The 13,050-nt window shown below is 44.1% G+C and carries 13 protein-coding genes and 1 tRNA gene; 5 read left to right on the top strand and 9 right to left on the bottom strand.

Annotated elements, in window-relative coordinates:
- Positions 1-53 precede the first annotated feature (53 nt).
- A complete protein-coding gene (locus IDJ75_RS08955; protein WP_191175286.1) occupies positions 54-575 on the top strand; it encodes a hypothetical protein in 522 nt (173 codons plus the stop codon).
- A gap of 89 nt (positions 576-664) precedes the next feature.
- Here IDJ75_RS08955 and IDJ75_RS08960 read toward each other — a convergent pair whose 3' ends face one another.
- The 5 genes from IDJ75_RS08960 to IDJ75_RS08980 all read right to left on the bottom strand — a co-directional run bounded on the left by IDJ75_RS08960 (position 665) and on the right by IDJ75_RS08980 (position 6,760).
- Complete coding sequence (locus tag IDJ75_RS08960) at positions 665-1,324, bottom strand: hypothetical protein (RefSeq protein WP_191175287.1); 660 nt, start codon at positions 1,322-1,324, stop codon at positions 665-667.
- Positions 1,325-1,414: 90 nt separating this feature from the next.
- Positions 1,415-2,026, bottom strand: coding sequence for a hypothetical protein (locus IDJ75_RS08965; protein WP_191175288.1), 612 nt, complete (start codon positions 2,024-2,026; stop codon positions 1,415-1,417).
- A gap of 113 nt (positions 2,027-2,139) precedes the next feature.
- On the bottom strand, positions 2,140-3,825 hold the full coding sequence (locus IDJ75_RS08970) for a sodium/sugar symporter (RefSeq protein ID WP_191175289.1): 1,686 nt from the start codon (positions 3,823-3,825) through the stop codon (positions 2,140-2,142).
- A 53-nt stretch (positions 3,826-3,878) separates the two neighbouring features.
- Complete coding sequence (xylA, locus tag IDJ75_RS08975) at positions 3,879-5,207, bottom strand: xylose isomerase (RefSeq protein ID WP_191175290.1); 1,329 nt, start codon at positions 5,205-5,207, stop codon at positions 3,879-3,881.
- A gap of 23 nt (positions 5,208-5,230) precedes the next feature.
- The gene (locus tag IDJ75_RS08980; RefSeq protein ID WP_191175291.1) at positions 5,231-6,760 is read right to left on the bottom strand and encodes a xylulokinase; all 1,530 of its coding nucleotides are present in this window, start codon (positions 6,758-6,760) and stop codon (positions 5,231-5,233) included.
- A gap of 177 nt (positions 6,761-6,937) precedes the next feature.
- Between IDJ75_RS08980 and IDJ75_RS08985 the strand changes: the two genes are divergently transcribed.
- From IDJ75_RS08985 to IDJ75_RS08995, 3 genes are all read left to right on the top strand, one after another.
- A tRNA-Asp gene (locus IDJ75_RS08985) sits at positions 6,938-7,011 on the top strand.
- Positions 7,012-7,263: 252 nt separating this feature from the next.
- Complete coding sequence (locus IDJ75_RS08990; RefSeq protein ID WP_191175292.1) at positions 7,264-8,490, top strand: site-specific integrase; 1,227 nt, start codon at positions 7,264-7,266, stop codon at positions 8,488-8,490.
- Between the two features lie 108 nt (positions 8,491-8,598).
- On the top strand, positions 8,599-8,862 hold the full coding sequence (locus tag IDJ75_RS08995) for a helix-turn-helix domain-containing protein (RefSeq protein ID WP_191175293.1): 264 nt from the start codon (positions 8,599-8,601) through the stop codon (positions 8,860-8,862).
- 168 nt (positions 8,863-9,030) lie between these two features.
- On the opposite strand, the gene IDJ75_RS09000 is transcribed toward IDJ75_RS08995, so the two are convergent.
- Positions 9,031-10,122, bottom strand: a complete 1,092-nt coding sequence (locus IDJ75_RS09000; protein WP_191175294.1) for a hypothetical protein — start codon at positions 10,120-10,122, stop codon at positions 9,031-9,033.
- A gap of 1 nt (position 10,123) precedes the next feature.
- On the bottom strand, positions 10,124-10,972 hold the full coding sequence (locus tag IDJ75_RS09005; RefSeq protein ID WP_191175295.1) for an RNA polymerase sigma factor: 849 nt from the start codon (positions 10,970-10,972) through the stop codon (positions 10,124-10,126).
- Between the two features lie 126 nt (positions 10,973-11,098).
- On the opposite strand from IDJ75_RS09005, the gene IDJ75_RS09010 reads away from it, so the two are divergent.
- Entirely contained in the window at positions 11,099-11,314 is a 216-nt protein-coding gene (locus IDJ75_RS09010) for a helix-turn-helix domain-containing protein (RefSeq protein ID WP_191175296.1), read from the top strand.
- Positions 11,315-11,351: 37 nt separating this feature from the next.
- Here the strand turns inward: IDJ75_RS09010 and IDJ75_RS09015 are convergent, their stop codons facing one another.
- Both IDJ75_RS09015 and mobC read right to left on the bottom strand, forming a co-directional pair.
- Positions 11,352-12,713, bottom strand: coding sequence for a relaxase/mobilization nuclease domain-containing protein (locus IDJ75_RS09015; protein WP_191175297.1), 1,362 nt, complete (start codon positions 12,711-12,713; stop codon positions 11,352-11,354).
- Entirely contained in the window at positions 12,700-13,044 is a 345-nt protein-coding gene (gene mobC, locus IDJ75_RS09020; RefSeq protein WP_191175298.1) for a plasmid mobilization relaxosome protein MobC, read from the bottom strand. Before mobC ends, IDJ75_RS09015 begins: the two co-directional genes overlap by 14 nt.
- Positions 13,045-13,050: the final 6 nt, after the last annotated feature.

Below are 13,050 nucleotides of genomic sequence, written 5' to 3' on the forward strand. Positions count from 1 at the left end.
ATTTATTAAACTATAGTTCGCACCAGCTGTCATACCTGCAAAAATATACAACTATGAAAAAGGTAATTATTACAGCAGCCATATTTTTAAGCTGCATAGCATACAAAACAGCAAGTGCACAAGTTAGTTTAAGCATTAACATTGGCAGCCAGCCCGAATGGGGGCCAACAGGTTACGACCACGCCGATTATTACTACATGCCGGATATTGATACCTATTATGATGTACCGGCCCACCAATATGTATACCTGGAGAATAACAGCTGGGTACGCAGGGCCAGTTTACCCCCAAGGTATAGTAACTACAATGTATATAACGGCTACAAAGTTGTTGTGAACGAACCAAACCCATGGGTGCATGCAACAACCTATCGAACCAAATACGCAGGTTACAGGGGCCGTGCCGGCCAAACCATAATACGTGATAGCCGCGATGTTAAATATCGTAACCATTGGTCAAGTAGTAACCGCCCGGTACGTATAGAAAATCGCAAAGTGGTAAAACATACCACTAAAATTGTAAAACACGATAACCGTGGTAATAACAAAGGCCACGATCGCGGACACAGGGATTAAGTATTATCCCCATTTATAATAAGAAAGGCCCCTTTATAGAAGGGGCCTTTTTGTGTTTAAGAAGTATTTTATACGATGTAAACAGTTGCTTATTTATTGCTAAACTCTGTTAGCTTTATCATGTCATGTACTTTGCCAAAGGCAATGTTGTTTTCTTTTATAAAGGCGTCTATAGGGGCTTCTTTACTTGGGAACTGTTTAGCGAAAGCTTTTAAATTAGGTACTGGTATATAATCGTTACCTTTTTTTAACCAATAAATGTTTTGTGTATCCATTATATAACCGTCGGCCAGTTTAATATCATAATTGCCGGGTTTGTCCGAACTGCTCTTGCTGCCACCCAGTGTGCCGTTAAGGGTTGAATTTGAGGTGCCTATGCGGCCACCAAGCGCATCCCCTTTAACTATTTTACCTTTGTATTGTACATATAAGGCAACGGGGGTTTTTGTAAGCTTTTCATAAAAACCTACTTTACCGGGTACAAGTAAACGGCCCTGGATAGCAATGCTATCTATATTACCGCTTTGATCTAAAACCAGCTTGCTGCCATTTTGATCAAACATCATCTCTTGGGTTATGGTGTTGTAGTTAAGTATAGCATCAAGTGTTGCCCCGTTTTTCTGGAAGACGGTTCCTGTTGTAAAATCAGTAAAAATAAATGGTGAAGTTGCCGGATTTACACCTACCTGTGCAAAGGCGCCTGATAAGCAAAATAGAGCTGCTGCTGTAAGTAAGATTATTTTTTTCAATTTGGTGAAGTTTAAAGTTTATAAGTGTGACATTCATTTAGACTATAAACTTAGCCATTAGTTTAAAATAAAGTAGCTAAATAAAAATTATTACTTTTCTAATATGCCGCTAACCAGCGATTTCCATTGCGGCCCTGAGAGGCCTTCGCGGGCCGCAAGGGCAATTATGGTATTACGAACGGTATCATACAAACCAACGCCCTTGTTATTGGGCGTTTCGTTACGGCCGTATGAAGCCGCGCTAACATGGGTCAGGTACCGCTCTACAATAAATGTATTGGTTGACTGGTGGGCAAAAAAGTGTGCAGTGGCCCTATCGGGGTGCATAGGGCTGGCAACAGGTCTCACGGTCATGGTGATATATTCACTTTCGGCGGTAGCGTCGTCAACTTCTTCTATCGCCTCTATCCTTACCCATTCCTTCCCATCACCTGCAAGCGGACCGGGGGCAGGCAGATTAATATAAAAGAGGTCGCCTTTTTCGGCCATTTTATAAACTTCGTTACCTGCAGCATCTGTTAGGGCAAACTTAGCCGAATGCGGCCCGCTTAATACATGCCATTGCGAGATGTCCTTAAGCCGGTCTTTAGCTAATAAGAATAGGTGGTGTGCTTCCTCTATAGATGTGCAATCGGCAAAATGGATCACATCAGTTTTTTCGCCTTCGGTTTGTGGCGGTATATTTTCGGTTGGGTTATTCATGGCCTGTTGGTTTACATTACAACAAAGTATCCTACGCGCTTGTTTTGGTATCAACAAGCATAAAAAAAGCGGCCCGGGTAAAGGCCGCTTTTTGCATATCAGGTTTAATGGTATTACCAGAAGAAGGAGTACAGCGCTACAATAATACCGCCTACCAGTAATGCACCGGCAGTAAACGCGCGGGATGTTTTAAACATAGCGGCATCAATTTCCAGCCCTTTGGCTTTAACACCTTTGGCGTGGTCTATTTTTGAAATGATGTACATACCCAAAACGCATAGCAGGAATACAAAACCCATCCTGTCGATAAACGGGATCTCGTAAACGCCCTTTTCGTTCAGTTTAGAAAAACCAAACTGGTTTAAGAAAGCGAGGTTAGCATAGTGGGGTAAAAACTTAAAGAATACCGAGAAGCAGAAGCCGCCAATGGTGGCAAACAACGCGCCGTTAGAGGTGGCCTTTTTCCAGAAAAAGCCCAGGATGAACATAGCAAATATGCCCGGCGATACGAAACCGGTGTACTCCTGTATGTACTGGAAACCTTGTTTACCTTCGCCCATTAATTGTTCGCCAATAAGCAATGACATAATTACGCCCAGCGCCATAGCCACTACAACTGCCCATTTGCCTAACTTAACAAGGCTTTTATCGTTAGCCTCGGGGTTAATAGCTTTCTTGTAAATATCTAATGTAAATATGGTGGCAATACTGTTTGCCTTACCCGCAAGCGAGGCCACAATAGCGGCTGTAAGCGCCGCGAACGATAAGCCCTTTAAGTAATTTGGTAAAAGGTTTAAAAGCGATGGATAAGCTTTATTTGGGTCCATAATGCCCTTTGAGCTCATCATCTCCTGGTGAAACATCCCTTTTTGATAAAGCAGGTAAGCTGCAATGCCCGGCAATACTACAATAACAGGCATCAGCAATTTTAAAAATGCCGCGAACAGGATACCCGCACGGGCTGTTTTTAAATCGGCACCTAAGGCGCGCTGGGTAATGTATTGGTTACAGCCCCAGTAGTTAAGGTTTACGATGATCATACCACCAATAAGTACCGATAAGCCCGGCATCTCCATATAATTAGGATTGCTTTTGTCAAATATCATATGAAAGTGATCGGCAGCCTCTGTGCGCATAATGCTAAGGCCGTTCCATAAACCGGTAGTGCCCGATTTTTCGCTGATCAGATTCAATGCTAAATATGTGGCAACCAAACCGCCCAGTATCAATACAAATACCTGTATAACATCGGTGTAGCCAATCACCTTCATGCCACCCAGGGTAATAAAAACCGCGAATACCGCCAGTAGTGTTATACATACTGTTATATCAATTCCGGATATGCCGCTTATGGCCAATGCCCCCAGGTAAAGTATAGACATTAAATTTACCACGATATATAGCAACAGCCAAAAAATAGCCATAACCATGGCTACTGTGCCGTTGTACCGCTGATTTAAAAACTGCGGCATGGTGAAAATCTTGTTCTTCAGATATATGGGGATGAAAAATATAGCTACAATAATTAAGGTAGCTGCCGCCATCCACTCGTAGGTAGATATAGCCAGCCCCATTTTAAATGCCGAACCGCTGGTGCCGATGAACTGCTCGGCAGAGATGTTTGAGGCTATAAGTGATGCGCCAATTGCCCACCAGGTAAGCGACCCCTCGGCCAGGAAATAATCTTTAGACGTTGCGTCGGCATTATGCTTACGCCTGTAGATCCAGTATCCGTATAACGATACAATTATAAAATAGATAAAAAACACAGCATAATCGCCGTTAGATAGGGTCTTCATTTATCTGCTAAGGGGTTTTAAAATAGGTTTATAAATTGGTAGGCTAATAATAGTTATATATATCGGTTAATCAAATTTTCAAGATACTCTTGTTTGCCGCTGATGGTTGCAGGTTCGCCATTATCAATAGCATATTGGCGCAGATCTTCAAGCGATAGTTTTCCGGCTTCGTAATCTTTACCCTTGCCGCTATCAAACGAGGCGTAACGTTCCTGCCTTATCTTTTTATAATCCGATCGCTGCAAAATATCGTTGGCAATGATCAGCGCCCTTGCAAAAACATCCATCCCGCCTATGTGGGCATAAAACAGGTCGGTCGGGTCGGTAGAGTTACGGCGGATCTTGGCATCAAAGTTTATACCGCCACCTGCAAAACCACCGGCTTGCAGTATGATCAGCATATACTCAGTAACCTCGGTAATATCATTCGGGAACTGGTCAGTATCCCAGCCATTCTGGTTATCGCCACGGTTGGCATCTATTGAACCCAGCAACCCCGCATCGGCAGCTACCTGCAGTTCGTGCTGAAACGTATGGCCGGCCAGCGTGGCGTGGTTAACCTCAAGGTTCAGTTTAAAATCGTTCAGCAGGTCATACTTCTGCAAAAAACCCAATACCGTTGCCGCGTCATAATCATACTGGTGTTTGGTTGGCTCGCATGGCTTTGGTTCTATAAAAAACGAGCCTTTAAAGCCCTGTTTACGTGCATAATCTTTAGCCGTATGCAAAAATTTAGCGAAGTGTTCCTGCTCACGTTTCATATCGGTATTCAGTAAGGTCATGTATCCTTCGCGGCCGCCCCAAAAAACATAGTTTTCGCCACCAAGGGCAATGGTAGCATCAATAGCCGCCTTTACCTGCGCCCCTGCATGTGCCAGTACATGAAAATCGGGGTTTGTAGAAGCCCCGTTCATATACCTGCGGTTACTAAACAGGTTTGATGTACCCCAAAGTAGTTTTACACCACTTGCGGCTTGCTTTTGTTTGGCATACTCAACCAAAGCCTGCAGGCGGCGGTCGTTCTCCGTAACATCGTTGGTATAATCAACAACATCCACATCATGGAAGCAGTAGTAGGGTAAATTCATTTTAGTGATAAACTCAAAGGCGGCGTCCATTTTATCTTTGGCGCGTTCTACAGCATCAGCCTTTACGGCCCACGGGAAGATGTGGGTTGGTTCGCCAAACGGATCGGCGCCGTTACCACAGAACGAGTGCCAGTAAGCACAGGCAAAGCGCAGGTGGTCTTTCATGGATTTACCGTTGATCACCTTATCTGCATCGTACCACCGAAATGCCAGAGGGTTATCAGATCTCGGGCCCTCGTACTTTATCTGTTCTATTCCTTTAAAAAATGTTTTCTCACCGGTTACAATGCTCATAGTAGTAGATTTATAATGATTTATTATTTATTGATAGGTTTACGTCCTGCTTCCTGATTCTTGTCGTCCTGCTTCGCTTCCAGGTGCTGTTCAAGAATATTTTTCCAATCCTGGTATATGCTTTCGAAAGCAGCGGCACCAGTAGGTTCCACATAGCCAATCCGCTCCGCCTTGCTGAATGCTTCAGCCTGTGAAGGAAAGATCTCGGCACCAATGCCGGCTCCTAATGCTGCGCCAATGCTGCCATCGTTGTTATAAAGCTCTACAGGTACACCCGTAGCGTTCACAAATGTTTGGGTAAACAGGTTGCTTAAAAACATATTGGTTTTACCTGCGCGGATCACAGTTGGGTTCATCCCGTTCTCGCGCATAATATCAAGCCCGTATCTGAAGGCGCAGGCAATACCTTCTTGCGCAGCCCTAAAGATATGGGCGGGCGTATGCAGGTTCAGGTCTATATTGTGCAGGTGCGCGCCTACCTGTTTATTGTTCAGCATTCGCTCGGCACCGTTGCCAAATGGAAGTATACGCAGGCCATCGCTGCCCTGCGGGGCGCTTTCTGCCAGTTTATTCATCTGCTCATAACTAAGCGATATGCCGAATGTATTCTTTACCCACCGGTACAAACTGCCCGTGCCGTTTATACAAAGTAAAACGCCAAGCCTTTTACGTTCATTGGTATAATTAACATGTGCAAAGGTGTTTACGCGCGATTGTTGGTCGAAAGCCAACTGGTCGCTCACGCCATATATAACACCTGATGTTCCTGCTGTTGCAGCCACCTCACCGGGTTTCAGCACGTTTAAAGATAAGGCGTTGTTGGGCTGGTCGCCGGCCTTATAGGTAACCGGGGTTCCGGCTGTTAGCCCTAATAAGGCAGCAACCTTTTCCGTTACCCTGCCATGGGCCGAGAAAACCGGCTTAACGGTTGGGAACAGTGTATTGCTAAAGCCAAAGTAATCTGTAATATCTTTTGAGATACCATTAAACTGAAAATCGAAAAAAATACCTTCTGATAATGCCGAAGCCGAGGTGGTTATTTCGCCGGTAAGTTTCATGGCAATGTAGTCGCCGGGAAGCATGATCTTATCTATGCGGTTGTAAATGCCCGGTTCATTTTGTTTTACCCAGGCCAGTTTTGCCGCCGTGAAGTTGCCTGGCGAGTTAAGCATGTGCGACAGGCAGGTTTCGGTACCGATATCGGTAAAGGCTTTATCGCCGATTTCTACCGCCCGGCTATCGCACCAAATGATGCTGTCGCGCAGAATTTTCTGCTCTTTATCTACCAAAACCAGCCCATGCATCTGGTAAGCAATGCCAATTGCAGAAATATTTTTAAGGTGGTACCCACCCTTTTTATTGCAAATTGCCAGGGCCTTCTGTGTTTGCAGCCACCACATATCTGGCGATTGCTCAGCCCAGCCGGTTTGCAGGGATTTGATGGGTGATTCCTCGTCAGGATATTGCGCGGAAGCAATAACGCGCTGGTTTTCAGCATCAACAATGCATACTTTTACCGAAGAGGTGCCTACATCAATGCCTAATAACAGCATGCTATTGATCTTTAAGAATTACGTGGACGATTAATAATTGGGTATCAAAAAACGAATTTAAAGTAATTTTTTAAAAACCGTCTATTTGACGCCAATTAGGCTAAAAACAATTAAAATGAGAAATTTTAAAAAAGAGTTGTGTAAAAGAAAAAGGTGCGTATATTTGCAATCCCAAACGGAGTGGTAGTTCAGCTGGTTAGAATGCCTGCCTGTCACGCAGGAGGTCGCGGGTTCGAGTCCCGTCCATTCCGCTAAAAGGGTGTCAAAACCCACCAAAAGCGCTTAAATCAATGATTTAGGCGCTTTTTTTATGCCAAAAGCGCTCGTTTCAGACTAAGTTTTATGATTCTCCCGGTTACCTATTCGGTTACCTGTTTGAATCACCTAATTTAGGTAACCGAATATAGATTTAATTAATTGATTTTGAATGAATTAACCCGATGTCGAATGGCATTAAAACGATTCAAATTTTATTAAATCTTTTATCAAAAAATTGGTTACTTATGAAGAATTCTAACAGCTTTTCGATCCTGATCTGGGCGAACAAAGCAAAATCAGATGTTAATGGCCTTATGCCCCTATACGCAAGAGTGACTGTTATGGGCAAAAGGGCGGAGATCTCGCTAAAAAAGAAAGTTAATCCTGCTAAATGGGATGCCAAGACCGGCTATATGAAAGGAAACGGAAACGAAGTCCGTACGGTCAACAATCATATTCACCAGGTCTCCGAAGAGATCTTCCAGATCTACAGTGAATTGCAGAAGAACAGCGAATACATATCCGCCGAGGAAATAAAAAATAAATACACAGGCGTACCCGCTGAGCGTCGGTCACTGCTTCTGGTATTTGACGAACACAATAACGATATTCAGAAACTGGTCGGCAAGGACTATGTCAAAGCTACGCTGACAAAGTACAAGACCATTCGAAGCAAGGTTGCCGAGTACATTCTCCAAAAATACGGCAAGTCTGATATCTATCTCGACACACTTGAATATAGCTTCGTGACGGGGTTTGAAAAGTATCTGAAGATCGAAGCAGGTATCGACCATAATACGACTATGGCTTATATCAAGCGACTTAAAAGGATAATCTCTTTGGCGGTACACAACAACTGGATAGCTTACAACCCTTTCTCAGCCTTCAAATGTACTACGCGCAAAGTAACACGTGAAGAATTGAATCCGGACGAGCTTGAAACGCTTACCAATAAGCAATTCGCTATCAAGCGACTCGAAGAAGTGCGTGATTGTTTTCTATTCAGCTGCTATACGGGTTATGCTTTTGTTGACGCCTCTAAATTAACCGCCGCTAACATCGTCATTGGGAATGACGGGGAAATGTGGATGAGAACCAACCGGACAAAGACAGACATAGCCGCCAATGTACCGTTGCTGCCGCGGGCTATAGCTATTATCAACAAATACAAAGAGCACGATGAATGTATGATCAGTGGCCGCATCCTGCCGATGAAAAGCAATCAAAAAATGAATGCGTACCTAAAAGAAATAGCAGACTTGTGCGGCATTAAGAAAAATCTTACGACACACATGGCAAGGCACACGTTCGCGACGACCGTAACCCTGGGCAATGGTGTTCCGATAGAATCTGTCAGCAAGATGCTCGGCCACACTAAAATCACGACTACACAGATATACGCAAGGGTCAGGGAGCAAAAGCTAAGTGCCGATATGAGACAACTTAGAAATAAGCTGAATTGTAATGCTTAGCAACTTTGATCGAAGCTTAACTACAGATCATTTATTCTTCGGTAGTACTGGAAAGCTACCGAAGAATTTTAATGCAGTAATATGATCTTTGTGCAAAAAGAAAGTAAAATGGCATTAGAGATCATAACAAAATCCGACTTAGAGGAATTTCGACTGAGGCTGTTAGAAGATATCAGGTCGATCGTAGGCAACCACAAACCAGAGACCGGTAAACTCCTTAAGAGCTACCAGGTCAAAAATCTACTTAAGATATCGCCCGGAACGCTTCAGAATCTGAGAATGAACGGCACTTTACCGTTCTCAAAAATTGGCGGCATCATCTACTACAAGTACGATGACATCGCCAAAATCCTTGACGCCAAATCTAAATGAACTATAAGTTCTGCTTATAACTTAACCGTACAACTTATAGAAAGCTTATTTTTACACGATAAGCGAGCCGTTGTATATACAGATGTGATCTCAGGTTCAATCCATATTCAGTGAGGCAACAAGGCCACACCCTACGGCTGTACAAGCAGCCTCATATTTTATTGACAGCTATTCCACGATCAGGTCGATACCGACCTTCGCTGCTTTGAATGCTATCATTTCTTTCAGCCCTGCAAAGTTCCAGTTCCTTAAGAGGAAAGGTTCAGCCATAGCGATCTCTTCCTTTTCCTGCTGCCCGGTCAATATCAGGGTCGCTGCCCGGTGCTGCAAGCAGAAATCAATCAACCGCTTGCTGTATACATTCAGCTTGTGTTTGATGTAGTCCTTCTCTAAAGATTGATAATGGGCTAAGGGCTTACGTTTACGAACTTTGCCATGACCCGCCTTGTTCCCGTCGACCGATGCCTGCACCCGGCTACGGGCGGCCTGTATCGCCATCCTCCGATGTAGAAACTCCTCCTTGCTGCCAATGGTCATTCTTGCTTTGCCGACCTTAACGGTAAGCGGATATTCCAATGAAAGGGATGCCTCGGCAATAATGGCCCCGCCTAAGAGATGAAACTGTTTTTCCTGTTCGAATGTGGCCAGCAAAAAGACCTTCTTCTGCTCCACTTTCAGAAAGCTGGATGCCAGCTTTATCTTACCGTTGACAACCTGCCGGAGCAGTTCCCGTTTCTCATCATAGCCCCTGCCGAGGTAAGTTCTGAAAGGGATGCCGAATAGGATAAAAGTAAAGTTTCCGTGATCGCCCGCTGTCAGCCGCCTGATATTCTCCGCACTGAAGGGCATGGCAATGGAACGTTTGAAATTCCTGATCGACCGCTCCCCGTTGACATAAAGCCCTCTTTCTTTTAAAAAGGTGGAGACCAGCTGGCTGTTCAGGTTATTGTAGATACTGCTTGGGAGTACACCCTTGAATTTTTCTGTAAGGACTTTGTAAGTAGAATTGGTACGGGATGATACCAGCATACCGTCAGCATCCTTATGATGGTCGCTGATCTTCAGTTTAACACCATCTGCGAGGTAGACCATCTCAGCGATCTGTTCCTGGAGGAACTGGTGGGTATAGATCAGGTTAGCGCATTTATAACAGGCCTGCTGCCATTGCATTAGCTTGCCAATAGCGTCGTATACGACATCCTTATCGGGGCTGTTCACTATGATCTGGATCTTCCGGGTAATATACATGTTGTCCGCCATTTCAAGCACTTAAAAGTCCGTACCGCCCGGAGATGCCCTTATTGGCCCGACCAGCCGGTTTGCCATTTTTCTTTTTCAGACAGGCTGCTATCTTCCATGCCTTGAGATATTCCGTTTGGACGAATGCGAGGGGTAACTGTAAGAAGGAAGCGATCTGTTCAAAATCATACCTGCCGGTCAGCCTTAGATGGTAGATCTTATTCTGCTCTTCGTTCAAGCCCTCGATATGGTTAAAACTATCCACAAAGCCGGGGGCCGGGCTTAGTTGTATATCATGTACAGGCGTTTTAACCGTGACCAATATGGTCTTTAATCGAACCGTTCCCTTTTCGATGATCACGGTCACGGTACGAATGGAAAGGTGATACCGTTCGGCTATCTGTGAATGGCTAAGCCCTTTGATAAAATGAAGTTCCATGACCTCTTTCTCCCTTCCATAGCAAACCTTATCAATAGCTTCCTTAACTTCATTCAGGCGGCTTTCATTCAGGGCTTCGGTATGATCGTTATAAGTCTGAACATCCGGGTGCTCTCCAAAAAGATCAGCAGGGTTATCGTAATCATTCAACCTGATCATATTACGGTGAAACCTGCTGTCTGAATTCCGAAAGTAGGAGTAACATGCCCATTTAACCGACTGCATTAAAAAACGCCGGGCATGCTCATCGCTGGTTATCGTCTGCCTGAAGTTCCAAAGTTTCAGAAAGGCGTCTTGAACTATATTTTCTACTATATAACTGTCATTAAGCATTCGTTTGCCGAATGAATAAATTGTTAGGCGATATTGCTTGAGTATTTTCTCAAATACCTTATCGTCAAAACTGCTTATCTCACACAACTTACCTACCATAAATCCAATCTAATTTAGAATAACATTACTAATGTATAGATTTTCTAAACAAAATCAAATTATTTATCCAGTTCGCCTAAACACTTGTACTTTAAGTCTGGAAAAACGTAACGGAAAACTAAATAAATGACAAATCTTGGGTTATTTCTGGCAAAGAAATCCGTTAATAAAGCGGAAATTTCCCGTAAGACCGGTATTAGTAAGTCAAGACTTAGCGAATTGTCTATGAACAACAGCACAAAACTTCGAGCTGATGAACTTTACCTCATTGCATTAGCGATAGATGTCGACCCCAAAGAGCTTTTGAATCACCTATTTATGGATCTTAAACTGAAAGACTAATGGTGACATATGGCAAACACATTTGCCATCATTCCTTTTACCTCCTGTTAGTCCTCGCTTGCTTTTGCCGGTGCCTGTTTCTTCCGTGTATCGCTTCATCATCGACATCATCAGTTATATCGATACCCTGGTAATTATATAAATTACGATCAGCACGATCAGAAACATCACTACGATCATTATTTTCAGAACCGTCAAACTCTTTCCCTGTAAAACTGCTTTTTGCTCCAGTTTTGTTAAGCGATTCATGATCTCTGCGTTCTTGTCGCCCATCTCCCGTAGCAGCTTTGCGTTCGCTGTCGCGTTGGTCTGCATCAGGCCGAGAGTTTTTAGTAACATCTGTCGTTCTTCCTCCCATACTCTTGTCGCTTCCAGCTGGCCAGCTGTAGGTAAGTTCTCCGTACTTTGCTTTTGTGCCGCTGTTTGCAGCGCTAACAGCCTTGCCGTCTCTGTCTTGCTCATAATCGATATACTTAACTATCTCCGCCCATTTGAAGCGGTTTCCTAAAGATTGCCCTTTGATCTTAAAGTCGTTGATGAAATAGGTTATACCGCTTATTCTGCCAGTACTTGCCTGGTTGAATAAAAGGCTGACTTCGGCTTTATGACAACGCGCTATAAATTCACTTAAATTCAGTTTCCTCTCGTAAATGATCGGATCAAGGATAGCCTGTAATAGTGCCTTGTCGGAGGGAAAGCCGGTCCTGATCGTCCGCTCGATCTCATTCTTTCGCAATGAACGCTGCGATAGTTTGTTATTTCGGTCTGTTGGTCGCCGGCTATTCTGATAGGAAGATATTCGGTTATCCGGCAAGCTTGCTGCACTGTTATCTTGCTCATTTGCTCTGCCGTCATAAAGTTCCGCTGATATGCTGTTATCCCGATCGCTTGCTATATCGCCATTAAGCTGCATAGCTATATTGTTCGCCCGCCCTAATGGTATAAGGTTATATTGCTGCTCTAATCTTCGCAGCACTGATTGGCTCCTACGGTAGTTATTACTATCAGAAACTACCGTTCCATCTAATCGGATACGGTTAACCAGCAGATGAATGTGCGGATGTTCAGCATCAAAGTGACGTATGACCAGGTGCTGGTTATCATCGTAACCCATGGACCGCATATACTCTAATCCGATCTGCAAAAGCTTTTCATTACTCAGGTTGCCGGGGTATTCATCTTTCGAAAAATTGAGGCTGGTATGCCAGACGTACTTTGATAGAGCAGGGCGCAGGCTTCTGATCAGATCCACCTCTTTTTTGATGCTGCCGGCTGAAAGAGAAGAAAAAGTGCTTGCCAGTAATTCCGCCCTTTGGGCTTTATCGGGGTGATTCAGCTTTTTAAGGTTATAGGCCAAAGCGCCCATAAAGTTAGAGCCAAACTTTTCAACCGCGATCATCCAGTAAATGTCTAATGATTTCCTGTTGTTGCTTTTCAACCGCATCTAATACCGCCCGAAGGCTAATTGGCAGTCTCCCGGCATTAACCTGCTTGGTAAGCTGGTTAATGTTGACACCGATCCGGTTTAGTTCCGCATAAAGGTCAACGGTTACTTTCGGCAAAACGGTTTTCGGGTATTTACCGGTAAACAGCTTTTGCCGGATCATCACAGCCAGGTGCTGTCCGCACATGACACTCCAGTGCTCCAATTTTTGCAGCTCGCCTTCTGTCAACCGAAATACGACTGTCTTGGATAACTTATGTTCTCTATCTTTTTTCGGCCTTGCCATGGTGCA

The organism is Mucilaginibacter rigui (assembly GCF_014773275.1).
In the GTDB taxonomy this organism is placed as follows: domain Bacteria; phylum Bacteroidota; class Bacteroidia; order Sphingobacteriales; family Sphingobacteriaceae; genus Mucilaginibacter; species Mucilaginibacter rigui_A.